Origin of the sequence: Bacillus massiliigorillae, assembly GCF_000380245.2 — a bacterium.
GTDB lineage: Bacteria > Bacillota > Bacilli > Bacillales > DSM-1321 > Bacillus_AD > Bacillus_AD massiliigorillae.
This window is the reverse complement of the sequence record NZ_HG428741.1, coordinates 1,433,500-1,458,785: the sequence shown is the minus strand read 5'-3', so window position 1 is coordinate 1,458,785 and position 25,286 is coordinate 1,433,500. Positions and strand designations below refer to the sequence as shown.

Annotated in this window: 27 protein-coding genes and 1 pseudogene; 10 read left to right on the top strand and 18 right to left on the bottom strand. The window is 32.2% G+C overall.

Features of this window, described 5'->3' with window-relative positions:
- Positions 1-72 precede the first annotated feature (72 nt).
- Positions 73-1,512, bottom strand: coding sequence for an MDR family MFS transporter (locus tag TX86_RS06780; protein WP_042347450.1), 1,440 nt, complete (start codon positions 1,510-1,512; stop codon positions 73-75).
- A 288-nt stretch (positions 1,513-1,800) separates the two neighbouring features.
- Here TX86_RS06780 and TX86_RS06775 point away from each other — a divergent pair, with 288 nt between their 5' ends.
- The gene (locus TX86_RS06775; RefSeq protein WP_042347448.1) at positions 1,801-2,697 is read left to right on the top strand and encodes a TetR/AcrR family transcriptional regulator; all 897 of its coding nucleotides are present in this window, start codon (positions 1,801-1,803) and stop codon (positions 2,695-2,697) included.
- Positions 2,698-2,783: 86 nt separating this feature from the next.
- Here TX86_RS06775 and TX86_RS06770 read toward each other — a convergent pair whose 3' ends face one another.
- The 3 genes from TX86_RS06770 to recQ all read right to left on the bottom strand — a co-directional run bounded on the left by TX86_RS06770 (position 2,784) and on the right by recQ (position 6,473).
- On the bottom strand, positions 2,784-3,755 hold the full coding sequence (locus TX86_RS06770; RefSeq protein ID WP_042347446.1) for an aromatic acid exporter family protein: 972 nt from the start codon (positions 3,753-3,755) through the stop codon (positions 2,784-2,786).
- A gap of 66 nt (positions 3,756-3,821) precedes the next feature.
- Positions 3,822-4,184, bottom strand: a complete 363-nt coding sequence (locus TX86_RS06765; RefSeq protein ID WP_154663066.1) for a hypothetical protein — start codon at positions 4,182-4,184, stop codon at positions 3,822-3,824.
- Positions 4,185-4,370: 186 nt separating this feature from the next.
- Positions 4,371-6,473: a DNA helicase RecQ gene (gene recQ, locus TX86_RS06760; protein WP_042347444.1), complete on the bottom strand. Its 2,103-nt coding sequence runs from the start codon at positions 6,471-6,473 to the stop codon at positions 4,371-4,373.
- A 136-nt stretch (positions 6,474-6,609) separates the two neighbouring features.
- Between recQ and TX86_RS06755 the strand changes: the two genes are divergently transcribed.
- Complete coding sequence (locus TX86_RS06755; protein ID WP_042347442.1) at positions 6,610-7,782, top strand: pyridoxal phosphate-dependent aminotransferase; 1,173 nt, start codon at positions 6,610-6,612, stop codon at positions 7,780-7,782.
- Between the two features lie 124 nt (positions 7,783-7,906).
- Entirely contained in the window at positions 7,907-8,176 is a 270-nt protein-coding gene (locus TX86_RS06750) for a hypothetical protein (protein ID WP_042347440.1), read from the top strand.
- Between the two features lie 205 nt (positions 8,177-8,381).
- Here the strand turns inward: TX86_RS06750 and TX86_RS06745 are convergent, their stop codons facing one another.
- The 3 genes from TX86_RS06745 to TX86_RS06735 form a co-directional block, all read right to left on the bottom strand.
- Positions 8,382-8,726 carry a hypothetical protein gene (locus TX86_RS06745; protein WP_042347438.1) on the bottom strand — a complete coding sequence of 115 codons (345 nt, stop codon included), beginning with the start codon at positions 8,724-8,726 and terminating at the stop codon, positions 8,382-8,384.
- 288 nt (positions 8,727-9,014) lie between these two features.
- Entirely contained in the window at positions 9,015-9,932 is a 918-nt protein-coding gene (locus TX86_RS06740) for an MBL fold metallo-hydrolase (RefSeq protein WP_042347436.1), read from the bottom strand.
- Between the two features lie 81 nt (positions 9,933-10,013).
- Complete coding sequence (locus tag TX86_RS06735; protein WP_042347435.1) at positions 10,014-10,565, bottom strand: hypothetical protein; 552 nt, start codon at positions 10,563-10,565, stop codon at positions 10,014-10,016.
- A 184-nt stretch (positions 10,566-10,749) separates the two neighbouring features.
- Here TX86_RS06735 and TX86_RS06730 point away from each other — a divergent pair, with 184 nt between their 5' ends.
- On the top strand, positions 10,750-11,313 hold the full coding sequence (locus TX86_RS06730) for an FAD-dependent oxidoreductase (RefSeq protein ID WP_042347433.1): 564 nt from the start codon (positions 10,750-10,752) through the stop codon (positions 11,311-11,313).
- Positions 11,314-11,391: 78 nt separating this feature from the next.
- Here the strand turns inward: TX86_RS06730 and rraA are convergent, their stop codons facing one another.
- The 3 genes from rraA to TX86_RS06715 form a co-directional block, all read right to left on the bottom strand.
- A complete protein-coding gene (rraA, locus tag TX86_RS06725; protein ID WP_042347431.1) occupies positions 11,392-11,874 on the bottom strand; it encodes a ribonuclease E activity regulator RraA in 483 nt (160 codons plus the stop codon).
- A 76-nt stretch (positions 11,875-11,950) separates the two neighbouring features.
- The gene (locus TX86_RS06720) at positions 11,951-12,586 is read right to left on the bottom strand and encodes a uracil-DNA glycosylase (protein ID WP_042347429.1); all 636 of its coding nucleotides are present in this window, start codon (positions 12,584-12,586) and stop codon (positions 11,951-11,953) included.
- A 109-nt stretch (positions 12,587-12,695) separates the two neighbouring features.
- A complete protein-coding gene (locus tag TX86_RS06715) occupies positions 12,696-13,967 on the bottom strand; it encodes an AAA family ATPase (protein ID WP_042347428.1) in 1,272 nt (423 codons plus the stop codon).
- A gap of 164 nt (positions 13,968-14,131) precedes the next feature.
- Here TX86_RS06715 and TX86_RS06710 point away from each other — a divergent pair, with 164 nt between their 5' ends.
- Positions 14,132-15,190, top strand: a complete 1,059-nt coding sequence (locus TX86_RS06710) for a DUF3900 domain-containing protein (RefSeq protein WP_042347427.1) — start codon at positions 14,132-14,134, stop codon at positions 15,188-15,190.
- Positions 15,191-15,402: 212 nt separating this feature from the next.
- Here the strand turns inward: TX86_RS06710 and TX86_RS06705 are convergent, their stop codons facing one another.
- Positions 15,403-15,903, bottom strand: a complete 501-nt coding sequence (locus tag TX86_RS06705; RefSeq protein ID WP_042347426.1) for a hypothetical protein — start codon at positions 15,901-15,903, stop codon at positions 15,403-15,405.
- A 444-nt stretch (positions 15,904-16,347) separates the two neighbouring features.
- Here TX86_RS06705 and TX86_RS06700 point away from each other — a divergent pair, with 444 nt between their 5' ends.
- Positions 16,348-17,028, top strand: a complete 681-nt coding sequence (locus TX86_RS06700; RefSeq protein WP_042347425.1) for a DUF1643 domain-containing protein — start codon at positions 16,348-16,350, stop codon at positions 17,026-17,028.
- A gap of 166 nt (positions 17,029-17,194) precedes the next feature.
- Here the strand turns inward: TX86_RS06700 and TX86_RS06695 are convergent, their stop codons facing one another.
- Both TX86_RS06695 and TX86_RS06690 read right to left on the bottom strand, forming a co-directional pair.
- A complete protein-coding gene (locus tag TX86_RS06695; protein ID WP_042347424.1) occupies positions 17,195-17,824 on the bottom strand; it encodes a Gp37-like protein in 630 nt (209 codons plus the stop codon).
- Between the two features lie 11 nt (positions 17,825-17,835).
- Positions 17,836-18,240 (bottom strand): hypothetical protein, encoded by a 405-nt coding sequence (locus tag TX86_RS06690; RefSeq protein ID WP_042347422.1) that lies wholly within the window; start codon positions 18,238-18,240, stop codon positions 17,836-17,838.
- Positions 18,241-18,368: 128 nt separating this feature from the next.
- Between TX86_RS06690 and TX86_RS06685 the strand changes: the two genes are divergently transcribed.
- Positions 18,369-18,779 carry a DUF3900 domain-containing protein gene (locus TX86_RS06685; protein ID WP_230203583.1) on the top strand — a complete coding sequence of 137 codons (411 nt, stop codon included), beginning with the start codon at positions 18,369-18,371 and terminating at the stop codon, positions 18,777-18,779.
- A gap of 902 nt (positions 18,780-19,681) precedes the next feature.
- Here TX86_RS06685 and TX86_RS26615 read toward each other — a convergent pair.
- From TX86_RS26615 to TX86_RS06675, 4 genes are all read right to left on the bottom strand, one after another.
- On the bottom strand, positions 19,682-19,831 hold the full coding sequence (locus tag TX86_RS26615) for a hypothetical protein (protein WP_154663064.1): 150 nt from the start codon (positions 19,829-19,831) through the stop codon (positions 19,682-19,684).
- A gap of 94 nt (positions 19,832-19,925) precedes the next feature.
- Positions 19,926-20,075: a hypothetical protein gene (locus tag TX86_RS26610; RefSeq protein WP_154663063.1), complete on the bottom strand. Its 150-nt coding sequence runs from the start codon at positions 20,073-20,075 to the stop codon at positions 19,926-19,928.
- Between the two features lie 525 nt (positions 20,076-20,600).
- Positions 20,601-20,822, bottom strand: a complete 222-nt coding sequence (locus TX86_RS06680; RefSeq protein WP_042347420.1) for a hypothetical protein — start codon at positions 20,820-20,822, stop codon at positions 20,601-20,603.
- A 373-nt stretch (positions 20,823-21,195) separates the two neighbouring features.
- Entirely contained in the window at positions 21,196-21,708 is a 513-nt protein-coding gene (locus tag TX86_RS06675) for a DUF3189 family protein (RefSeq protein WP_042347418.1), read from the bottom strand.
- A 145-nt stretch (positions 21,709-21,853) separates the two neighbouring features.
- Between TX86_RS06675 and TX86_RS06670 the strand changes: the two genes are divergently transcribed.
- The 3 genes and pseudogenes from TX86_RS06670 (at position 21,854) to TX86_RS27745 (ending at position 24,523) form a co-directional block, all read left to right on the top strand.
- Positions 21,854-22,549, top strand: a complete 696-nt coding sequence (locus TX86_RS06670) for a hypothetical protein (protein ID WP_042347416.1) — start codon at positions 21,854-21,856, stop codon at positions 22,547-22,549.
- Positions 22,550-22,837: 288 nt separating this feature from the next.
- A pseudogene (locus TX86_RS27750) lies at positions 22,838-23,581 on the top strand (HAMP domain-containing protein); the annotation flags it as partial.
- Positions 23,576-24,523, top strand: coding sequence for a methyl-accepting chemotaxis protein (locus TX86_RS27745; RefSeq protein WP_439096843.1), 948 nt, complete (start codon positions 23,576-23,578; stop codon positions 24,521-24,523). The pseudogene TX86_RS27750 and the gene TX86_RS27745, both read left to right, overlap by 6 nt.
- A 440-nt stretch (positions 24,524-24,963) precedes the next feature.
- Here the strand turns inward: TX86_RS27745 and TX86_RS06660 are convergent, their stop codons facing one another.
- Positions 24,964-25,266 (bottom strand): hypothetical protein, encoded by a 303-nt coding sequence (locus tag TX86_RS06660; RefSeq protein ID WP_042347414.1) that lies wholly within the window; start codon positions 25,264-25,266, stop codon positions 24,964-24,966.
- Positions 25,267-25,286 lie beyond the last annotated feature (20 nt).

The window sequence follows — 25,286 nt, the reverse complement described above, 5'->3', positions numbered from 1 at the left end:
TTTTTTATTTATTATTAAGAAGACTTTTGCACAGTTACCATTCCTTTTTTCACGGGCACTTTTTCCTTCTTGTCATTTAAGAAAAAGGCTAAAAATAAAGCAAGGAATGATAAAATTAACGTCGCTAAAAAATGATGCATTAATACCTAATAATGTGGCATCAATCATTTCTTTTTTAAAATGTAATGGGTCTGTCATCGCCATCGCTTTATCCGGCATATTATGATTCATCACATTTGATAAAATAGTAATTAATACTGCCGTACCAATTGAACCAGATATTTGACGTAATGTATTATTAACGGCATTACCATGACTTAATTGCTTCATTGGTAACGAGTTAATACCTGCTGTTGTTAAAGGCATCATAACCATAGAAATACCTAAGAAACGTACTGCATATACTACAGCTATCCACCACATTGCTGTATCTTCGTGTAAGAACATAAATGGAATAGTCGAAAGAGTTAAGATGGTTAATCCAACAATCGCAAGCCATCTCGCCCCGAACTTATCATAAATGCGTCCTGTTATTGGTCCCATTACGCCCATCAATAACGCACCTGGAAGTAAAATCAAACCAGAATACAGAGCCGTTTTCCCATGCACTTGTTGTATATAAATTGGAAGAATCATACTAGAACCAATCATAGACATAAATAATACTCCACCCATGATCGTCGTTAATAAGAAAACTTTTGATTTAAACACGCGAAGCTCAAGCATAGGTTTTGGTAATGATAGTTGACGCCAAGTAAACAAACCAATTCCAATAATACCAACTGCAATAGAAAGGAGAACAATTGAATCCGTCCAGCCATCATTTCCTGCAGAACTAAATCCATATAGGAATGCACCAAATCCAATTGTTGATAGTGCAACTGATAACACATCAATTTTAGGATTGGTTAACTTCACAATATTTTTCATAGCGAAGAGTGCAAAAATAATATCTAAGATAACAATAGGAAAAACAATATAGAATAAATAATGCCAATCCCATGTATCAACAATCCACCCTCCAACAGTAGGTCCTATCGCTGGCGCAAATGCAATGACAAGACCAACCATTCCCATTGCTGCCCCTCTTCGTTCAATAGGGAAAATCGTTAAAAATATAACAGATAACAAAGGCATCATTATCCCTGCACCGACTGCTTGAATAATTCGACCTATAATTAACATTTCAAAGCCACTAGAAATTGCACAAATAATTGTTCCAATGGCAAAAGATATCATTGCAAATAAAAATAAAGTTTTTGAACTAATCTTCTCAATTAATAATGCAGTCAGTGGAATCATAATTCCATTCGTTAACATAAATGCAGTTGTAAGCCATTGGCCAGTTGACGGAAGAATATCTAAATCCTTCATAATATGTGGCAATGCTGTTGATAGCAGTGTTTGATTCAAAATCGTAACAAAAGCACCTACAAGCATAACCGCTACCAGTAATGGTCTATTATACGGTTTTCCATTAATATCTGTCGGTCTTTCATTCGTATGCGTCACTTCTTCTCATCCCTTTCCCCAAAAAACACATCGTTCATTTTTTATACTAGAAGTATAATACCAAATTTTACTACAATTTTGGATTATGTCAATCATTTAACAAAAAAGTTTGATCCAATCGGGTTCTTACTAGTGTTTAATCTCCCTCTTACACAATTTCACTTTCATTGCCATGTTAAAGCGGGAGTTCTAGCGCTAGTTTGAACGAGAGAATAATCCTTACTTGAATTAATCCATTGAAAATCTTATGATTATATTAGACGACTAGTATAAAAAGGAGAATATCAATTGCAAACTAAAAAAGATATAATCATTGATTGCGCTCAGCAATTATTTTTAGAAAAAGGATATTTCACTACATCTGTACAAGAAATTATAGAAGCTTCCGGGATATCAAAAGGAACTTTCTATAACTACTTCCATTCCAAAAGTGATTTAGTACTAGCGTTATTGCACCATATTAAAGGTAAAATTAAACTTGAACGAGAAATCATCCAGCAAAAAGGATGCGTAAACAACAAAGAAATACTCATTGAACAAATTGCCACGAAAATGAAATTACATAAAAAAAAGCGCGTTTTTTCACTCTATGAAGCCCTTGTACTTGAAGATAATCAAAGTCTAAAGAAGTTTATTTGGGAAGATCATGTGAACGAAGTGCTTTGGCTTTCAGAAAGAATGATGCAAGTGTACGGAAATGAAATAAGAGATCATGCATATGATCTTGCTACTTCTTTTCTAGGCTCACTTCATCATCAATTACGAGTTGCTGATATGATTCGCCTTGAGGATGTTAAGCTTTATAATTTCATAAACTATAATCTGAGTTGTATCGAATATTGTTTACCACATATAATTGAACATAAAAAAGTTCTTCTGGATGAAATGTCTTTCCAAGTTTTCAAGCCGATTTATTGGGATAACTCTGAAAATATTAAGAAGAGAATCAATGATATAGTCGACCATATTTTACACAGTACCACTGATTTGAATAGCGAGGTAACTGAACTTCTCGATTTTATTTCAACTGAATTATATGCCGAAACACCAAGATTACATGTGGTAATAAATATAACGAGAAACCTTTCGACTTATACCACCATTTCTAATGAATTATCTACTCAACTAATCGAATTACTACAGTTTTTACATATTTGGCAAAAACAATTAGAAGAAAAAAAATAAAAAGGCTGTCTTAAAAGTAATCTACAATTACCTTTAAGACGCCTTTTATACTTTTTTAGCACTTCAGTTAAAAGAATCTAACGCTATTATTCCTTCATCTTTTTTTCTGTTACTTCTTCATAAAAGCTCATTTTCAACTGAATGAATCGTTCAATTTCATTAATTAAAATGAGCAATGCTGCTCTCGTTTCAAACTCTTCCCTCGTCTTAGGTAATTCCATTTCCACGAAAGTTGCTTTTAAGTTTCTTAAATCCTCCAGTAACTCATTACCTGGATTATCTTCCGCAAGACACAAAGCCATATTCTCAATAAAATTAGCTACCATATTGCTCTGTTCAAATGTACTTGGTAAATCAAGAATGGTCGGTATCACCCTTTTCATTAGAGAAATTTGTTGAGAACGCATTTTAAAATATTGATCATAGTAGTTCTCTTTTCGGGAGAACGAGTTTTCTACTGTACGCTTCGCAATCAGACGACCATTTTTAATACAATTTGTTGTTTTAATTTCGAATTCATCATTCCAAACTGGTTCCTTCTTACGGATAAAACGAGATAGCTGTAATAATAACAACTTCATATTCTCTTCAGTTTCTTTCGCCATTTTTCTAAGTGTATTCTCCGTACTAGGCATATATAAATTAACTAGTAAAGCCACGATTATACCGATTCCAATAAGAAGGACTTCATTTAAAATTAAATCAACCGTAATTCCCTTCTCTACATATAGTTGCATGATAATTACAAAACCAGGCACAATACCATCTTGTAGTCCAAGCTTTGCCATAATCGGAATATATATAAATAATAGAAGTCCAATTGTTAATGGTGTATAAGCAGTACCTTCGAATAATAATGTCGCTAGTGCCATTCCAGCAATACATGCTGAAAAGCGTCTAAATGCGACATCAATTGACTGCTTCTTTGTGCTCTGAACGCTTAATAAAGTTATAATAGCTGCTGTACTTGCATTATCAAGTGAAAGCAATTGTGCAATTACTAGTGCAACCATTGCCCCAATAGCTGTTTTGATTGTTCTAGATCCAATCGTAAACAAAGCTTCATCTCCTTTCAAACATAAAGAGAGTGTCTAAGGAAAGACCTTGAGACACCCTCTTATTACTTAATTCGTAACTGTTATTCTTATAAACCTCTTACCAAGGGCATATCCTAGCATTCCAGAGATAACATTAATTGAAAAACTCATAAATGCAAAAGTATTTAAATATGTAATCAATATAATGCTATACGTTAAGATTGATATCCCTAGTGATACAAATATATTCAAAGCATTTGTTGCGCAAAATACACCTTGTAATAAAAACAATATCGGAAATAATAATACTAACGAAGCTATAAACATATTTTTCAGTGCTACACCACTTATATTATTAATATAAGCAAATGTTAGAGATGTAATACTTAACATAGTAACGGAAGGGAAAAATACAATAATCGCCTTGGAAATCTTATTCCTTTTCATCATTTCTTCCTTTCCGTAAAATGATATCACGCTACCGAATATTATATTATCATATTTTATTTTACCTTGTATATACCATTTATACCTTAAAAACCTTATATACAAACATTTAACTTATTTTATATATTATATAAGAATAATCAAAAATACCAATAAATCCTTTCCCTATTTACGTTAAGAGCAATAAATCTAATTTTGAAGTAAATATGCTCGTATCATAAAGTACGTAATATGTGCAGGTAGCTTCTCCTTAATTCCCTTTAAGCCTTCGACTTCTCGATTTGTTTGCTGGACAGCTTCTTCTATTAAAGAAGCATCTTGTTCAGAGTAGAATGCTTTCCAATTAACATGTAATTGGTCATTATGGCATTGAATTAAGTGGTTTTCCACTGTATTAACTGATAAACCACGACTAGTCGCAATTTCAGCTACAGTTTTTCCTGCCTCATAATATTTATAGGTAACAATATGAGATTTTTCTTTCGAACCGTTTTGGTTTGACTGACCCGTATTATCTGTTGATTCAATACTCTCTTTATAGTCCACTATCACTTGTAAGAACGCTTCTCCGAATTTATCTCTCTTCACTTGTCCAATACCTTTTACATCTAACATACCCTCTAAAGTTTGTGGTAGTTTATTACACATATCTTGCAATGTTTCATCAGAAAAGATAACAAATGGTGGCACGCCTTCTCTACTTGCAATTTCTTTACGTATCTCGCGTAATCTTTCAAATAATGGATGTTGTTTAGATACGGTTTGCGAACGAATTTCTTCTTTTCTCCATACTTGTTCTTGTTGCTTGAGAACTCTAATCCCTTTAGGAGATACTTCTAAGTATGGATATTCACCTTGCTTCATCGTAATATACTCTTCCGCAATTAAATAATCGATAAACTGGTTTACTTCCTTACTACTCTGCTTCCCCATTAAGTTATAAACTGACAATTGATCAAACTTAAATTGAAGCACTTTTTTATTCTTTGAACCCGTTAATATTTGTGAAATCATCAATCTACCAAAACGTTGACCTGTACGAATAATACATGATAAAACCATTTGAGCTTCTTTTGTCACATCAACGCTTGTTCGTTCATCGGTACAATTCCCACAACGATGACAATCTTCTTCAGCCTGCTCTCCAAAATAATGTAATATATATGTTTGTAAGCATTCTTCTGTATGACAATAGTCAACCATTTGTTGTAATTTTTCATATTCATTCTGAACACGGTTTTGATCAATAGACGACTGAATTAAGAATTTTTGCACCTGAACATCTTGCGGGCTAAATAATAATATACATTGACTTTCTAAACCATCTCGTCCTGCACGCCCTGCTTCTTGATAATAGCTCTCCAAATCTTTCGGCATTTGGTAATGCAGGATAAATCTAACATTCGATTTATCAATACCCATTCCGAATGCATTAGTCGCAATCATGACATGAACTCGATCGTGTAAGAAATCATCCTGCTGTTTCATTCGTTCACCAGCTGACAATCCACCATGATACAATGCTGACACAATAGAATGCTTTCGTAAAAGGTTTTGTAAATTCTCACCCGCTTTTCTTGTTGCCACATAAATAATACCAGTTTCATTATTATTTTTTTGCAGAAAATCTAGCAAGAATTTATCACGTTCTTGACCTTTTACAATGGAAAACAATAAATTTGTACGCTTGAAGGTTGTCATCACACAATTCTGAACGGGAATTTCTAAAGAAGATTGAATATCTTCCTGAACATGAGGAGTGGCTGTAGCCGTTAAAGCTAAAATCGTTGGCTTACTAGGCAACCTTTTAATAAAAGGATAAATTAGCTTATAGCTTGGACGAAAATCATGACCCCATTGTGAAATACAGTGTGCTTCATCCACAGCAACTAAAGGTATATCAATAGCTTTTATAGCATTTATAAAGTCTTCTGATTGCAATCTTTCTGGAGAAATATAAACCATTTTATATTCTCCAAATCTAATTTCTTCCATTATATTGTTTAATTCATTAGCTGAGAGAGTACTATTAATATATGTAGCAGCGATTCCTAACTGCTGTAATGTATCAACTTGATCTTTCATTAATGAAATAAGCGGCGTTATTACAATAGTTGTCCCCTCTAGCACAAGTGAAGGAATTTGATAACACAACGATTTTCCCCCACCAGTTGGCATAATGCAGAGAGTATCTTTCCCTTCTAATACCTGTTCAATTACTCGGTTTTGTCCATCTCGAAAAGAATCATAACCGAAATATGACGATAATATTTCTTTTGCCCTTTGCAACATTTATAAACACCTGCTCTTTATTTTTTCGTTAAGCTTATTTTATCATATTGCCTATAGCGATTTAACTCTAGCCAAATATTTTAGTAGACAGCATTATTTTCAGAATATATGATTAACATATTATTTTCTAATAGAGGTGACCGTTTTGCAGTTCAGTAATACATTACAACATTTACCAACACAATTTTTTTCGAAATTAGTAAAACAAGTAAATGCAGCTAAAGCTGAAGGACGAGATATTATAAATCTTGGTCAAGGAAATCCTGATCAGCCAACGCCAAATAATATTATTAAAGAACTTCAACGCTCAGCAGCAAACCCTGAATCTCATCGTTACTCGCCATTTAGCGGGAAAGAAAGCTTAAAGAAAGCTGTATGTAGCTTCTATCAACGTGAGTATGGTGTACAACTTCAATATGATACGGAAGTGGCTATTCTTTTTGGTGGCAAAATTGGCTTGGTAGAATTACCACTATGCTTTTGCGACGAAGGTGATCTTATCCTTGCACCAGATCCAGGCTATCCAGATTATTTATCTGGCATTAGTTTAGCAAAAGCTGCAACACATTTTATGCCATTAGAAGCTAAAAATCAATTTCTACCTAGTTATCTTGAAATACCAAATGATATTGCGAAACAAGCGAAATTAATGTTTTTAAATTATCCAAATAACCCGACGGGAGCAACCGCAACGAAAGAATTTTTTGAAGAAACAGTATCTTTCGCTAGAAGTAATGGTGTCGTTGTTGCTCATGATTTCGCCTATGGCGCTCTTGGCTTCGGTGAAGAAAAACCTCGGAGTTTTCTACAAACAGAAGGTGCTAAAGAAGTCGGAGTTGAGATTTATACTCTTTCAAAAACCTACAATATGGCTGGCTGGCGTGTGGCTTTTGCTGTTGGTAACTCAAAAATTATCGAAGCCATTAATCTATTACAAGATCATATGTATGTAAGTCTTTTTCCTGCCATTCAAGATGCTGCAGTAGAGGCACTTCTTAATGGAGAAGAAAGTGTAAAAGAGTTAGTTGCTTTATATAAAAAAAGAAGAACTGCTTTTGTAGAAAAATGTGCATCAATCGGTTGGCATGCTGCACCAACAGACGGCTCCTTCTTCGTCTGGATGCCAGTAGCAAAAGGCTTTACCTCTGAACAATTCGCTACATATTTATTAGATCATGCTGACGTAGCTGTTGCTCCTGGTATTGGTTTTGGAGAATACGGGGAAGGTTATGTCCGTGTTGGACTCGTAGAAAATACAGATCGACTTCTTGAAGCTGTTAATCGTGTTGCTTCATGTAAACTTTTCTAATTTCAATTATGGCTGTCTCAATATATCCGTTTCTTACAGATATGCGAGACAGTTTTTTCTATATACAATTTTTTTGAAACAACATAATTATTTTGATATTCTAAATAAATAGGAGGCGATTATTATGGAATTTGCATCAATGGAGAAAAGTCATATCGACGAATTATTTCGCTCATTTGAAAACTTACTTACAGAACACAATATAACTTTCAACTTTATGCGTATGACAGAAGAAAATGGCGTACTTTCTTTTGATTTTTGCAACAACCCAGAAAAAGCTAGATCAGTAGAATTTGAAGGCAACAACATTATTGGATTAGACACAGAATACATAGCTAAGGAAATATTAATGCCTATTCTCCCCCGCTTAAAATCATATGCAAAGTTAAAATAGTTATCTGTTTACTCACATTTCATCTAAATAAGCTACCCACTATTTATTAAGTTCATTGTACTTATATCCAATAATGAGTAGCTTATTTATTTGCACATCTTCGTTAAGAACATCACTGTTTTCTCTAGATTGACAATAATATTTCATCTGTTTTGTAGTCCCTCTAACTTGTGTATTTTTTTACTTTTAAACCTACATACTTAATCTAAACTGCTTCAATATAGCTCCATAAATCACCATAATCATTCTCGATATAATATCCACCAAATGTTTCAACAATGCTTTGAACAAGTGAAGCATTATGACTATTAAAATCAATTTCTACCAATGTTACCGTTTCCATCTTAGTAAATCCAATAAATCCTTGATCCTTAAAATTCTCATATATAGACAACCTTTTTACATCACCACCATATTCAAACACTAATACTTTCCATGGTCCATTATCTTCTACGTGAATGCCTTGAATGTTAAATTTTTCTTTCAAGACTTTAATAGCCGCATTGACATCAACACTGTACCCTACTAACCCTCTTGTGTGAATTGCCATCTTCATTCCCCTTCTCTTTATATTTTCAACTTGCCCTTACTCCATATTCAAGTCACAAATTCCCCCTTAAAACCCCTTTATTAATGGATTTTTTTAGTAAATCTTACATCTTAAATTATTCAACGAAACGAGACATTAGTCCTTCTAATTGAATCTTGAATTCAACATTTTTTTACCAACTCCGACACCAAATTGTAAAAAATTCTAATCAAGTTACTCTTTACATATCACCCTTTTTCATATTACTTTTACAAAAGAAAAAACAATTGGTAAGAGCTTCACCAATTGCTATTTCCAAAGTGTTTCACCATGCTTTAATACACATAATTGCTCGGGTAAAAGCTTCAAATTCTCCCATTGCTTCATTAACCGCTCCAATGCTTCCGGACCAGTATCATCAGCTAGTCGGTAAGCACCATAATGCATAGGAATCATAATACTCCCTTTCGTTTCTAGAAATGCCGTAATCGCATCTTCCGGATTAATATGTGCCGCTTTCATAAACCACTCTGGTTCATACGCACCTATCGGCATTAACGTGTATGTAATTGAGAACTTTGAGCCAATTTCTTTAAATCCACGAAAGTATCCTGTATCACCTACGAAGTAAATAGTTGTATCATTAGATTCAAACACCCATCCACCCCAGTGTGATGTATTCGTATCTATCAACGTCCTTCTTGTCCAATGCTGAGCTGGAACAAATGTAATCTGTAACTCTTCATATTGAAATTGCTCCCACCAATTAGCCTCAACAACTTTTTTATATCCTCTTCTATGAAAAGCACCCTTTAATCCAATCGGAACATAAAAAGTAATATCACCTCTTAGTTTTTTTAAAGTTCCAAAGTCAAGATGATCATAATGCCCATGCGAAATGAACACCATATCTATTTCTGGAAGTTCCTCTAAACTTAAACCTGGTTTAGTTAACCGCTTTTGAACACCCATCCACTTTGCCCAAACTGGATCAGTTAAAATATTTAACCCATTCATTTGAATAAGAAAAGTGGAATGACCAATCCAAGTAATCGAGAAATCCGAACGATTAGTTTGAAGTTTCTCAACATCTTTACGCTCAGCATGTGGTATTTGTACAGTTAAGTCTTTCTTCTTACCACTTCTTTCTTTACGCCACTTTTTCAAATCGGAATAACTACTTGTGGCACTTACTTGATCATAATTTTGATATCTTATTCTAGCCATATATTCTCCTTATAACTATCTTTTTCTATATTGTGCTTAAAGAAAAAGACAAAAGCAATATTTCTAATATAATTTTTTATATTATTCATCCAAATTTGCTTGAATAGATTGTAAAATTTGAAAACCAGCGTATTCCTCTTTATTAGGATATTTCTCTCGGTAATAGCAATCCCAATAACTAGCGATACGACTTTTTATCTTCATGTAAAAATGAGGATTTTCATAAATAAAGCTATACAGTGTGCGATTATTAATCAAATCCAGATGCTGATTAATTTCTTCAAGAATTTCAACAACATATTCACCTGCTAATCGTAAAATATACGGAAGCATCCATTTCTCGATATTTTGCATTTTTAACATTCCACTTAAATTTTTCTCTCTAATATATCCATCGAAATGCCTTGAATAAATACAAAGGACAATCTTCTTTTGTCTTACCGTTAAAGAAGTCATAACATCACTCGATAGCTCTTCACACTCAATACGTTCAGGTACTCGAATTTTCCCTCCATACATCTTTACGATGAAATACTCATTGTTCGTAAGATAAGATGGCATTATTTTCAATACATCCCTAACATCTTCATTTAAATAGGGTGGAAATGCTTGTTGAAGATTTAATCTTTCCATTTTCATAGCTACACCTACAAAATTACATTTTATATTTTGCTCTTATTATTAATATATGAGTCTAAAAATCGAGTAATGTATAAAATGAAAAAGAGCATCTACTATTATACGCCCATAATTAATTGACAATTAAGAATATTATATACTATTTTGATGAAACTACATAAAAGAAGAGGTGTTGAAAATGTTTGATATTATAATAATTGGAGCTGGTCCAGCGGGAGCAAGCGCTGCTATCTTTTCGGCGAAAGCTGGTAAGAAAACATTACTAATCGATAGCGATAAAAGTATGACTAAGCGAGCTTGGATTGAAAATCATTACGGTGTTTCAGAAATTTCAGGTCCTGACTTAATTGAAATTGGAAAAAAACAAGCTATTAAGCTTGGAACAGAACTTGTTAATTCTACTGTAACTAACCTTAATAAGACTGATAATGGCATTGAAGTCTCAACCGAAGATGAAAAAAGTTATTCTGCTAAGCATATAATTCTAGCATCTGGTGCTTCTGTCAGCTTAGCTGAAACAGTAGGTCTTCAAACAAAAGAAGGTTCTGAGCCTAGAATTAAAACAGTTCTAGATGTTAACAGCCAAGGAGAAACAAATATTCCAGGAATTTGGGCTGCAGGAACTTGTGCCGGAGTCAGCGTACATACAATCATCACATCTGGAGACGGCGCAAAAGTTGCTATTAATATAATTAGTGAATTAAATGGTGAACGTTATGTTGACCATGATATGTTAAAGTAAACAACGTAAAGAAACTGACTGTCGATTAGAGACAGTCAATTTCTTTATTAACCTGTTTTTTATAATTACAAACTCTTATCAAACTAATGCCCTACTACAAACCACTACTCCATCCTCATCGCAATATGCATAATGGCCAGGTACCCATTCAATCCCACCAAATGAAAGTGTTACATTACGATCTCCTTGACCTCTTTTTACACTTTTCAGTGGATTCGTTCCAATTGCAAGAACACCAATATTCATTTTGCCTAATTCTGCGCTATCTCTCACACAGCTATTGATGATTACTCCAGCAAGTTTTCTTTCTTGAGCAATTTCCCCTAGCATATCACCCATTAATGCACATTTACGAGATCCAGCTCCATCAACAACTAGAACGCTACCTTCTTCTATCGTTTGTAACGCTTCTTTGACAAGAACGTTATCTTCAAAAACTCGAACTGTTGCAATCTTTCCTGAGAAGCTTCTCACCCCACCATAGGATTTCAGTACTAGTTCACAAATTTTCAGCTCCTCGCTATACTCATCACATAAATCTGCTGTTTTAAAATTCGACATTTCCTTCTCCCCATTCTTTTATGAATCTTTAATATTTTCGAGAAATATGACGAATAATCCTGTTTTTTCTGGAAATTTATTGTTTTTGAAGCCAATCTTTTAATCTTTGTTGATCACTTGCTACTAATTCACGTAATTTAGGATTATAAAAAACAGAAGCAGGATGAAAAGTTGGAAAAAGTAAATACTTGTCTTTCGACCATTGAAAAGTATCATTTTCATCTATATGTAGAACTGAATGCTGTAGAAATTGACCATGCACTTCGGTCACTTTCATCGACTTTCCAACCAAGCGCTGAAGTCCAACATTCCCAAGAGTAACAATGATAGGTGCCTCAACATGTTGAATTTCATAATCAATAATAGGTGCATGGGCAATAATTTCTTTGATGGTTGGAGGGCGATTGTATTTCCTCATTTCTACTTCACCTTGACGATTGCGTTTCTCACGCCATTTATACGGGCGACTTCTTACTGCACTTGTAATATATACATCTTCTCTCGTTAATCCTAAACCTTCTAAAAACTCCATTAACTTCTGACCCGCACGGCCACTGAATGGAATTCCATTTCCTATTTCTGTTTCACCTGGTGCTTCACCCACAAGCATTAATTTAGGCTGTTTCGGTCCACTTCCATATACAAACCCCTCTACAGCATGCCCCTCTATTCTCTTTCTTCCTAATTCAGCTAGCTCTTCAGGAATTTTCATCTTACCACCCTTTACATCGTCTAATTTTTTTATTATACCCTTTTTATTTCCCTATAAAAAAACTGACCTTTATAGTATTATTAAACACCATAAAAAGTCAGTTTCATTTTTAAAAATTAAAGCCCATACGTCTTTTCTCTGTTTTCCAAGAACGATCATTTGCTTTTTGATTATCATTTTTTAATTCTCTACAAATTTGTTGTACATCCACCTGCTTCTCATAATGCCATTGAAGAGCTAGCGAATTATATACTTCGTTTAAATCAGCAAATGAAAAGCCATCTGCATGCTCAGCAATTTGCTCAATATCTTCCTCCGTTAGAAAATGAACCAAATTTTTAGCCTTCAAATAATTAATACGCATCTCCTTAGTTGGCATAGGAATCTCATATGCACGATCAAATCGACCTGAACGATTAATAAGCGCTGGATCAATCTTTTCTGGATAATTTGTCGTACCAATTAAGAAAATTCCTTCCTTAGATGTTGCTCCATCTAATGTGTTTAAGAAGAAAGAGCGTACATCTTCTGGCATCGAGTCAATATCTTCAATTACTAATACCATCGGAGCCATTTTAGCAACAGATGAAAAAACTTCTCCAATTGAATAACTAGATGTATATTCAGTAATCTGCCAATATGCGACTGGTGCAGAAATACTGTGAGCAATTGATTTTACTAACGTTGTCTTACCATTACCAGGATCACCGTATAAAAGAATCCCTCTTTTAAATGGAATATTATACGTTTTAAAGAATTCACCATTGTTCATAAAGAACTCATCTATAGATCGGTAAATCTGTTTCTTCATTTCTTCCTCTAGAAAAACATCATCACGTGACACTAGATTTGTTACTTTTTCTTTTTCCGTCTCAACATCTCCATCAGTATCGATGAATACTGTCACATAATCTTGTATATATTCACGCTTTCTTTGAAGTACATAGTCTAAAAACGCTTGCATATGTTCATTACTAGGAGCAAAAATACAATCATGGTCTCTATCATCATGCGTTTTAAAAATAGACATTTGAGCAAGAGCTACTTTAAATTTAGGATAATAATAAAGATTATTTACGATACTAGGTTTAATCACAAATTCCATGCGTTGATCATTATGATTAGAAGAAATTGTTGCTGTTTCAAGACAATCATATATTGGTTTTAATAATTGGACTTCATCTCGATTAAACTCTAGGTCTTCTTCAAGTACTTCCCAAATCTCATTAGTTGTATCTGAATCTGAGAATAGAAGAAAATCCTCTCCTGTTTCTTCTATTATGTAGTTCTTCACTGCATAAACTGCCGCTGCGTAATCATAGTACATAGGCATTTCACGAACATTCGTATTAGAAAATTTAATAATACTGTTATTTGTCATTCAATCTGCGTCCTTTTCATTATGTAATCACTTTCTCACTAATATAGCTTATCATACTATGTGATAAATGACAGATTAATGCTTTCTTTCTCGAAGCGTTGACGAATAGTTTATTTTATTACTATACTTCAAAAGAGGAAATTATAGAATTTAGGTGAAAATCAATGGATTTTGGAGTATTATATCTTTCATTTTATGTCATCCAAATGGATGGTGACGACAGTAATAAAATGATTAAACACTATCAAACATTAGATAAACAAGAGTATGAACAAAGTTCTCTCAGCGAATTTCTCGATGGAGAATTAAAGAAGATTTCAAAACGAAAAGTAGAAAAACATCCCAAAGCAGAGAACGTACCAACAAAACTAGGATATTTCGTTGTCGAAGATGGCTTTGAACTTGCATCAAACCCAAACTTCGTATTATTTAATAAAACGGCCTTTGCCGAAACAAAAGAAGACTTCCATGAACACGCAGAAAAATTCGTTCAACTATATGCAGATACAAGCAGTGTTCGCGGCGGCGTCTTCATCATTGCTTCCGCTAAACTAAACAAATATTTCGATGAGCCTTTCCTATTTATTCTAAAATGCGATTTTGAACCAAAAGTAGCCTCCATTTCTGACGAAAAAACAATGATCAAAACAGTCGAAATGGCAATCACCACCAAAAACATGAAAAGCATCATGTACCCACATATGCCAGAAGAAGGCATAATCGAAGAAGGCGAGCTAAAAATCCATCAGGCTTCACATGCCCGCTACTTCGAAGATTTTCTTAAGTACGTTGATTACAATGAACCGATGCCGGAAATCATGAAGAATCAAGTAATGGAAATGGTTACGGAAACAATTCTAGAATCATTAGAGGATGAAAGTGAAGAGTTCAAGCAGTTCGAGCAAGAAATGGAAGTTTGGAGTGTCAGTGAAAAGCGTGAAATTAAAGAGCAACTAGAAACACACCAAATTGTCGAAGCAACAGCATCTATGGTAGAGATTACACCTGATTTAGAGCTACGAATGAAGCTAGACCATATAGGTGTGAATGGAATGCTATCGGATTTTGGCGAGACTGTTCATGTGGCAAAGTTGAATGGTAAATATGTGACAATTATTGAGTCTGATACGATTACGTTTGAGAAGACGGCTAGTCCGATTGAGTTTTTACGTCCAGATGAATTAGATGTTGTGATTGAGCGGATTAAGGGTAGGAATTTGTAATCCCCTTTCATTTCCAAACAAATAAAACACTCAATATTAACCTATTTCGCATCAAATTATGACCAATTTTATGACCACGAAAGTATTGAAATCAAAGGTTTTAAACTCATTTTATGACCACGTTTATGACCACGCACTTATTAATTATAATAGGGATACTTGTTAATAAAATTAACCACTACAATTTAAACGTAGTGGTTTTGTTTTACACTTTATTTAGATCCCTTAACCATATCTAGCCCCGATTTAAGCATTTTCTCTCCAACGTCTTTATTTTTTATACTTACACCAAAAGCTAAGACACATACAGCCGTACCCATTACACCCAATCCCATTTTCGTTATCCATTTCCTTTGTTCATCAGTTTCCTCTTTCTGTAATCGTAATAATTCCGTTATTTTACCAAAATGATATTCTTTTTCTTTTTCGGTTTTTGCGTTTGACATATCTTCTTTTAAACGATCTATAACAGATTTAATGGATTCCATATAATTCTTACTTGAATTCTGTTCAATAAGCGCAACTATTGTTTTAAATGCACTATCCGTTACTTTTACACCGGAAGAAAAATATTGTGTTATAAGATGTTTTTCATTTTCATCACTACTTTTTAGCAGTTGCTTAACCAACTTCTTTAATTCTTTTTCTGTAGGATTGTTAGGATCTTTAACTCCTTTTTCTTTTGCAAAATCTATGATTTTAGCCTTATCCATCTTTTTCACCTCGACAACTTTACTAGGTATCTTATTTTAATATTCATTCAATTACCGTTCAATAAACTCCACTATACTTAATAAAAGCTTCCTACATCTTACATATATTAAAGATAAATCGATTATTTACAAATGATATTCCCTTTAAAAAGAAAAACTAAACCGCACTCCCTACCTCTTTAATACATTCAATATCAAAGGAGAATTCTGAATCAAAACATAACCTAATTCAGCAATTTGAATCGTTCCCCATCTTTCCTTAATTGACAATGGAGCAGTTTTATCAAACAAAAGGCAGATTTCATTATGTTTTCCTCAATCAATATTTTTACTTCTCATTATTTGTTTTATTTATACTCACTTCTAATAAAGAGCCATATTTCATCAGTTATTCTGAGATAGCTAAATAGTATGTTATACTAATTAAAAGAAAGGATTGATTATTTGACTGAAACTTATCCTAGTTATGTAAAATCAATAATAAATTGTGACACTAAAAGAATAAAGAATTCCAAAGTTAAAAGCAGAACTATACTTACTGCACAGCTAAATAATAAGTATACCAAAAAAATACTTTTTATTTTAATGAATCCTAGTGTAGCTAATCATGATGTGTCTGATAGTACTGTCAATAAATGTGCTCATGTAACCTTTAATGATTTAAGTGACTATAAAATTGGAACATTTAGCATCGTAAATGTTTATCCATTCTTTCTTTCTGGTTCTACTAAATTGTATAAGGTGTTAAATTCTGTAAAAAACCTCTCATCAGCTTATTATTACAAAAAGATATTAGAAAATTTAAACCTTATTCACAATCAAATTATTGAATCTGATTATGTTTTCTTATGTACAGGTGGAATACCTGACAATATTGTTGATGTGGATGAATACGAATTTCTAATTGATACTATTCATAGCTATGTAGAATCTAATCATGGTGCTGCCTTTTTAGCTAAATCCGATAGATACAATAGTTTTGTTAAAAACGATAAGTATTCTTATCATTTATGCCCAGGTGGTATCCCTAATGTGATTAACACTGCTCAAAGGTTTAAAATATCTAAAGGAAGAATAACCCAAATAGAAAATCAATATAGAATACCACTAACTCATCCACAATAAACCTCAAGAGTGATTAACTTTCACTCTTTTTTGATTAAAACAAACTTTGCACCCAATAAAACGTAACTTTTATCTACTCAATTTTGATAGTAATCTAAAACTTCTCCACCAAATTTTCCTACTTTTTTATGTCCCATATCAACACATTCGTCATCGGTATAAGCTGTTACTGAAAAACTACCCTCTTTATCATCATAGGAGTAACTTTATTTTGGTTTACTGAACGATTTACACCTTTATAGATATCGAATATCCACTTCTGATTAGTGATATCGAAATCAATAAACCAACCTAACTCATAAATTTTAGTTAGATTTTCAATTTCTAATAAAAGATTCTTATATCTAGTTTTGTGTCGAATTATGTCACTTAACATTTTAGGATTAGCAATTTGCAAGTAAGAAAACTTTCTATTTTTATCCAAACAATCAATACAATTCTTTCTTACAGCTTGTTTAATTACTTCATCTACATATCCCTGAAATTCTGCATATTCCTTAGATGGTAAAATAGTAAAATTACTAAGCTTGTTGCCAAGTGATTTACCTTTTATGACTTTTTCTCGCTCACCGTAAGTTGTCTTTCTAATAGAAATGTCAGTAATTATCCCTGTCTTAATAGCATCCTCACCAAATTGAACAGTTTGTTTTTGTTTAATCCGATCTGCATGTTTATCAGATGTTAGAATAGAAAACTCAAAATTACCGACTTCATTATATTTTTGCTCATAAAAATAGGACTTACTGTTTTCAATAAGCCCTACTTGTTCAAATCCATTAAAGAGTGATATATCCATTAGTCTCACCTCTATAAATGGCTATATTGGAATATTTGTTTAATGCCATGAATACTTACATCTTCATGAACGCTGCTTCTGTCTAATTGAATTCTAGTTGTACAATAATTTCCATTAGCATTAAGCTCCCATTCCTCTTCAGCAAAGATATTATCATGATAGATATTAACCAATTTTAAGTCCTTAAATCCTTCACTATTGACCATCATTTGAGGCTTATAATGAAAGGTCATTTTCTCTAACTGTTTATTATCATCTACTGTTAGTCTAAGATTTTGATCTAAGGTTGCTGTTACAGTACCATCTTCATTTTCATGTAAGTGAGTAATCTGGTACAAATGATTGTAAGCCGCAATAGTGTCCTCCACGTTTAGATTTAAGGATTCACTAGACACTTTAAACTTTTGAGTATTCAATAATTCATCATCATTGTACAATTCAAAAGTTAAATCGGTAGAATTCTGGGTCTGGAATGTAGACAAATGTATTATGCCTGTATAGGAAAGGTCAAAATCATCTGTAAATGTAAAGATAGCCTCCTCTAATGAAGAATCAAGTAATGGAAATGGTAACGGAAACAATTCTTGAATCATTAGAGGATGAAAGTGAAGAGTTCAAGCAGTTCGAGCAAGAAATGGAAGTTTGGAGTGTTAGTGAGAAGCGTGAATTGAAAGAGCAACTAGAAACACACCAAATTGTCGAAGCAACAGCATCTATGGTAGAAATCACTCCAGATTTAGAGTTACGCATGAAGCTCGACCATATAGGTGTGAATGGAATGCTATCGGATTTTGGTGAGACTGTTCATGTAGCGAAATTGAATGGTAAGTATGTGACAATTATTGAGTCTGATACAATTACATTTGAGAAGACGGCTAGTCCGATTGAGTTTTTACGTCCTGATGAGTTGGATGTGGTGATTGAGCGGATTAAGGGTCGGAATCCTGTGGAGTGAAAGTTGGGAATGAAAGTGACTCTCAATTATAGGGAGTGTCACAAATTTAGATATGATTCTGTGACACGTTTGTTATACGAATTATGATAAAAATCCCACTTAATTTATACTAATTTTCATAACCTTAGACTCCATTTTAATTAAACCACTACTTGAATGTAGTGGTTTTTGTTTTTGACAATATTTTTTAAAGTTTTCCCCCATATAGGTGCTGTGCATGTATCATAACATGGAGTGCCTTTTAGACAATGTCTCATTACATTGCCTAAATACGGATGCTCAATTTCTCCCCATTCTTGACCATAACAATCTATGACCTTCATAAGTCTCAGCTATAAGTTTCTTTCAGCAATTACATTTATTATGTTTTTCAATGCTTGCAAACAATTCTCCAATCTCACCACACTGATAAATTTTTATTTTTACTGGATTCAACCTAATCATCACCTTTACTTTGGATAATCAGTTTTTTATCCACCAAACAAAAGGCACATTTTATTACTTATATATGGGTATACAACCTTACACGCCCACTGTTTCAAGCATACGATGTATTATCTTAATTGATTGGATGTGATCATATGTTTCAACAGAATCAATTTCAGCCACAATATACACCACAAAACATTAATGAATGTCAAACACAAATACTACCTCCTCAGATTAGTCCAACACAACACATTGTAAAGAAAAACACAATAGTCCATGTAATACCTCATTTTCATCCATGCCCTTACTTTTACTATAGATGAAAAAGATTCTAAATTCCCTCACTAGAGGGTTTTTCTGATTAAAAGAGAAATTTTATAATAACCACTCTTTTTAAAATCGAGGTTCAACAAACTGAATATTCTGAATATTAGTAAGTTAGACAGGCTGAAAAATCAGCCTGCTATATGTATTTAGTTATAGTTTGGTTTTATACTATGTAGTGAACAATAATTTTCATATTGTTGGCAAATTTGATCCCACTCCTCATTACTAATCATTTTTCTCCTTAATGATAATAAATTCATCCCTTTAGTTTCTTTTATCCATTCTGAAAAAATCATATACTGCCCCCTCTATTACGCATAATATTATACTAAAATAGAGAGTTAATCATATAGTATTTAATCACTAAATTTTCTATATTGCTTTTAATGTTCAGCGATATTCAGGCTTAATTTTTCTCTTTTTGCAAAATTTTTCATATTCTTTACATATCATATTCCACTCTTCATTAGTTATCTTATTTTTTCTTATCACACTTAAACTCAAACCATTATATTCTTTTAGCCATAAAGACATATTCATATTTACCAAACCCCCTTTATAGTATTAATACTATTGTAATAGGGTTTAGTTGATTTTACCAATAAAATATAACTATATACCTATATTTTTAGTTTTTACATCTTTCACAACAAATCAGCGAACTTGATTCAAAGAGTCTGCAAAGTTCGATATATTAAAAGGCATTACATAACTATAGGTGATTATATTGTCTGAAGAAGTAAATCAAGATGAAATTGTAAAACCTAAGAAACCTGAAAATATTACGGTACTTTCCAACTAGTTCTTTAGACGCATTTTTTAGTACTAAAGATGATTCTGCTACTGGTTTGAAAAGACCATGTCCTCTACCCCCTATACCCAATTAAAAATGATAGGGTCGTTAAACTTTAGATAGATATAATTAAGCAATCTATTAACTCTTCGGGATCTTTTTTATTTCAAGATGGAACATAATCAACCTTGTGTACGTGAACTCATTATTTTAAGTGATTCTATTTTATTAGTTTGAAAACAATTTCTTCAACAAACATTTAACTAAAATTATTAAGCAGTTTTCTTTTTGAAGATTCCTTGTACAATCAAATATAGTCCAATCAAAAAGATAATAGGAAAGAGAATTACCATGATTCCACCTGCAGTAAAACCATCATGATAAATTACACCAAAGATTATACCAATCACACAAGATCCTAATGGGGCAAAAATAAACATTGTAGCTAGACCCCAAAGTATATATTCTCGTTTATTTTCTTTTTCTGAAATCATGCTGTTGCTTCCTTTCTAAATTAACAATAGTTTTCAAAGCTTATTCCATATAAATGTTAACTATATAGATAACGAATTATTAGGATAAAAAGTTGCATCTCATTTTCTATTGAACCTAATGAAAGTTTAATTTTAATTAGAAGATGAAATTTTCACTTTAAGAATCATTAAAAGATTATAACTAGTTTTAACTAGGATTAGTTCTTTTTTAACGTTTTGATATTGAAAAAGCAAAAGATGAATCATTCATAAATTATTATTAAAATAGGCAACACAAAAAAAACAATAATTGCCAATTATTTTCTTACAAAAAAAAGAGACTATATAATATAGCCTCTTTAGAACAATTCAAATTCTGTTTTTATTATATTTCTCAGATTTTGAATTCTTGATTATCCAGTACTATAATTCTTTTCTTCCTTGTGACAGCTACTTCTTTTGTGTGCTCAACCAATTTATAAATGTTCATATTACATTTTTGTGCTCCTTTAACAAGCAATGGAACACCAATACTATCGATACCCAATCCTCTTGAAAAGAAGCCACCTAAGCTCATCACTAATGGAACAGTTGGCGATGTATTTGAAAAAATAATATGTTCATCAGAATTAAAATGATTTAACAAGATTGATCCAAAATCTTTTAAAGCTGGTACAACTAATTTCGAGCGTTTTCTTCCTACTGTATATACTAAATCACCATTACTATCTTTGCCATGATATATAAGCCTTCCAAAATCAGACTTGGTTAATTTATTAAAGTACGGTACTTCTAAAACTTCTTCTGTTGACAATTTGTATGTAGGCTCCTTAAGGATTTCCAAATGATGTGCTGCAGCCAAGGAAGTCGTATGAGTTCCACCATAATCATTATAAATATAAATCATTTTGCGTCATCCTTTTAGAACAATATAGTTATTTATATTCTTAACTATATATGATTTTTGATTCACGAAATAAGTTGCACATATTTTCAACAAACTTTTTTTATAAAGTGTTATAGTAAATAACATTTAAAGAGTTGATTAATATATGACCAAAAAGTTTTTCTATGTACTTCTTATAGTATTTTGTATATTTTTACCATCCACAAAGTTCTCAGATGCCTATAGATCTAAAAGCAATGTCAAAACGATTGAAGAAATATCTTGCTCAATACTTGATAATGACTATCCTTTAAGAATAATAGATAATCCAAAAATAACTATTAAAAATAGCAATATTCTTCTCCATTTTGATATTGACAAGGAATTTGAAAGCGTAAATGATTTCAATAAATTCACATCATTTGATTACTTTAGTAAAAAATTACGTTATCAATTATTTACTAATCACAATAAAACTACCTTATATAATCATGATTTTACTTTCATAGCTAACACAAAGAAAGATTCCTATGAGTATACAAATAAATTACCAAATGAACAATTAGTTTTCAAAACAAGAAGCCAACTTATTATGAATAATGAAATCATTTATACATCTAATGAATTCAAAAAAAAGTTTAATGAAATAGCATCGCTATTTCCCCGTGAAAAAATCAATGGATATGATGACTTCGAAATCTTTATGTATGGTTATGAGTTCTTCAATACGATGACTAAACGTGGAAGATACTATGATCCAGAAACAGACAATAATTTAGTTGTTAAAGCAGTTAAAGATAAGTTTGGAATAACTACCGAAGAATACGAAAAGATTTACGAAAAATATTATTTACTGTATTAATTGAGTTCAGTATTAATGATACTGAACTTTTTTTCATAAAAAAATCCATGTTTTATTCTCGCCCACTTCTTCCCCACAAATATGCCTCTTCACATTCTCGTACCATTACTTTTTGCGTTACTACTTTCATCAATATTTTGAATTAATTCAAACAAAAAACTGAATCTTCTTTAAATCGCCATACAAGTAGTAAAATTTTACTAAAAATCGTAGTATAATACTATTACCAACTCCGAAATATTGTAAAACAATTCTTTAAATACATACAAATCTAATAGAGGTGGAGAAATGAGTTTTAAATATAGAAGCTTACTGTCATTTGGTAGTATATTTGTACTAATTTTAATTCTTGGAATTATACAATATGTAAATTCTGAGAAACAGATCAATGATCTAGAAACAATTAGAAATGCAACTTTACAGTCTTCCCTAATTACAGACGAACTTAAACTATCAGTTGTTCAAGTTCAACAATACTTTTCAGACATAAGTGCTACAAGAGCACAAGATGGTTATGACGATGGATTTGAAAAAGCTGAAGACCATAGTAAGATTTTTTATAATGATTTAGAAAAACTAAAGGAACTCCATCCAACTGAATCTAATAATCTAAATGAAATCAAATCATCATTTGATTCTTATTACGCAACTGGTAAAAAGATGGCAACGTATTATATTCAAGAAGGCCCCTCAAAAGGAAATACAATTATGCCTGAATTCGATGCTACCGCAATCGAAATCAACGATAAAGTTGATAAGTTACAACAAAAATATATATCAGATATTAACTATTCATTAAAGAATAACGAAGATTTAATTAATAAAAGCCAATTAGTTTTTATCATTATTGCAGCCTTAGTCTTTATTATAGGAATTGTTATTGCCGTCTTATTAAGTAAATCGATTATCAATCCACTGACAAAGTTAATAGAATCTTCGAAAATTATTACCAAAGGTGATTTGAGCCATTCTGCTCTAATAGATTCAAAAGATGAATTTGGAAGGCTTTCACATTCTTTTGAAGAAATGAGGCTAAGTTTAAGTAATCTTATACAACAATTGAATACTACAACACAACAAATTGTGTCTTCTTCTGAAGAATTATCTGTGAGTACAGAAACAACAAAAGAAGCAACTGAACAAATAACAAACTCTATACAGGAAGTTGCAGTTGGAACAGATCTTCAAGCATCTGATTTGTCCGCCACTTCTAATTCAATATCAGAAATATCACAAGGTATGAATCAAGCTGCTTTATCTATTGAGCGTGTAACTAACTTAGGTATCCAAGCAACGGATAGTGTGAATAATGGGAATAAAATTGTTCAACAAACATTAGACCAAATGAACAATATAAATTACAAAGTAAATCACACATCTGCAACCGTCAATCGTTTAGCTGATACATCAGAAGAAATTGGACAAATTATTTCATTAATCACTCAAATTGCCGATAAAACTAATTTATTAGCCTTAAATGCTGCAATTGAAGCAGCAAGAGCAGGTGAACATGGTCGTGGCTTTGCTGTTGTTGCAGATGAGGTTAGAAAGCTGGCCGAGCAGTCCTCTCAATCAGCTAAGGATATTCAAATATTAATTGAACAAATACAGCTTGAAGCCAAAGATGCAGCTAATTCTATGGCTGATGGTGAATCAGCTTTAAAAGATGGAATTGAAATGACTTTCAATACCGGTAAAGCCTTTAAGAACATCTCTGAATTTATCGAACAAATTTCAATACAAACAATTGATGTTTCAACAGTTATTATGCAAGTAAATACCAATACTAATAGTATGGTAGATATTATAGAAAGACTTGCTAGTATATCCGAAAAGTCTGTAGTAAATACCCAAAATGTTGCTTCTGCTACAGAAGAACAATATGCTTCTATGCAAGAATTAGCAACGTCATCTGAGAATCTCAATAACATCGCTACAAATTTGCAAAGTTCTATCAATAAATTTATTTTATAATAATATAACCAAAAATACCTAGACTGGCATTAGTAATGATTGAATACGGCTACTCAATTCATATAAAATAAAAATGGTATTACTTTATATTTCAATAATATGAAGTTGACTATTATGCTGCAAGAAATTCTAAAGAAAACATACCTGGTTCAGTTTACAAATAACACATTTAGCTCCCTTTCAAACTGAAGGGAGCTTTGTTTATGTAACAAATAAGAAATCATCATAAAAATGACCTCTTCAATAGAATTATTTATTGTTTTTCTAACTTAAGTTCCTACATTTCATTTTAATTGATTTCTGTTGTAACCATAAAAAAACTTTTCATTTTCATCCACCAAACTCATATGAGAAGTTATCTCTGCTATCTTTTGATACTTATTATCTATATTCATAAATATATTTTTTATTTTCACCGCCATTACCGCAAATAATACTATCTATTCTTCTATTATTTTGCTTGTTCTATATTCAAGTTTATTTGTTGTCTCATTATAATGGTATACCTTGATTTCTTGTCCATTTACTCCATTACTTGAGTCACCAGACAAAACTCCAAAATTACCATCACCAAGCTCCACCATATTAGAATATTGGAACCTGCTCTCAATAGTTCCACTAATATCTTCTGTATTATCTACAACGCTTTGATCTCTACCACATCCAGAAAATACAAAAAATATTGTCAAAATCACCAACGTTATTCTTATATTGCGTAATTCATTTATCGCTTCTTTTGACACTTCTTCCTCTCCTCTCTATT

Excerpts from the sequence above, each read along its gene's own strand:
- TX86_RS06750 (WP_042347440.1), top strand. The coding sequence starts at position 7,907 with ATGGAATTTGCATCAATGGAGAAAAGTCATATCGACGAATTATTTCGC.
- TX86_RS06675 (WP_042347418.1), bottom strand. The coding sequence starts at position 21,708 with ATGATTTATATTTATAATGATTATGGTGGAACTCATACGACTTCCTTG.
- rraA (WP_042347431.1), bottom strand. The coding sequence starts at position 11,874 with ATGTCGAATTTTAAAACAGCAGATTTATGTGATGAGTATAGCGAGGAG.
- TX86_RS06695 (WP_042347424.1), bottom strand. The coding sequence starts at position 17,824 with ATGGATATATCACTCTTTAATGGATTTGAACAAGTAGGGCTTATTGAA.
- TX86_RS06730 (WP_042347433.1), top strand. The coding sequence starts at position 10,750 with ATGTTTGATATTATAATAATTGGAGCTGGTCCAGCGGGAGCAAGCGCT.
- TX86_RS06735 (WP_042347435.1), bottom strand. The coding sequence starts at position 10,565 with ATGGAAAGATTAAATCTTCAACAAGCATTTCCACCCTATTTAAATGAA.
- TX86_RS06685 (WP_230203583.1), top strand. The coding sequence starts at position 18,369 with ATGAAGAATCAAGTAATGGAAATGGTAACGGAAACAATTCTTGAATCA.
- TX86_RS06745 (WP_042347438.1), bottom strand. The coding sequence starts at position 8,726 with ATGGCAATTCACACAAGAGGGTTAGTAGGGTACAGTGTTGATGTCAAT.
- TX86_RS06740 (WP_042347436.1), bottom strand. The coding sequence starts at position 9,932 with ATGGCTAGAATAAGATATCAAAATTATGATCAAGTAAGTGCCACAAGT.
- TX86_RS06710 (WP_042347427.1), top strand. The coding sequence starts at position 14,132 with ATGGATTTTGGAGTATTATATCTTTCATTTTATGTCATCCAAATGGAT.
- recQ (WP_042347444.1), bottom strand. The coding sequence starts at position 6,473 with ATGTTGCAAAGGGCAAAAGAAATATTATCGTCATATTTCGGTTATGAT.
- TX86_RS06680 (WP_042347420.1), bottom strand. The coding sequence starts at position 20,822 with ATGATTTCAGAAAAAGAAAATAAACGAGAATATATACTTTGGGGTCTA.
- TX86_RS06670 (WP_042347416.1), top strand. The coding sequence starts at position 21,854 with ATGACCAAAAAGTTTTTCTATGTACTTCTTATAGTATTTTGTATATTT.
- TX86_RS26615 (WP_154663064.1), bottom strand. The coding sequence starts at position 19,831 with ATGATTTTTTCAGAATGGATAAAAGAAACTAAAGGGATGAATTTATTA.
- TX86_RS06765 (WP_154663066.1), bottom strand. The coding sequence starts at position 4,184 with ATGATGAAAAGGAATAAGATTTCCAAGGCGATTATTGTATTTTTCCCT.
- TX86_RS26610 (WP_154663063.1), bottom strand. The coding sequence starts at position 20,075 with ATGAATATGTCTTTATGGCTAAAAGAATATAATGGTTTGAGTTTAAGT.
- TX86_RS06705 (WP_042347426.1), bottom strand. The coding sequence starts at position 15,903 with ATGGATAAGGCTAAAATCATAGATTTTGCAAAAGAAAAAGGAGTTAAA.
- TX86_RS27745 (WP_439096843.1), top strand. The coding sequence starts at position 23,576 with ATGAGGCTAAGTTTAAGTAATCTTATACAACAATTGAATACTACAACA.
- TX86_RS06715 (WP_042347428.1), bottom strand. The coding sequence starts at position 13,967 with ATGACAAATAACAGTATTATTAAATTTTCTAATACGAATGTTCGTGAA.
- TX86_RS06720 (WP_042347429.1), bottom strand. The coding sequence starts at position 12,586 with ATGAAAATTCCTGAAGAGCTAGCTGAATTAGGAAGAAAGAGAATAGAG.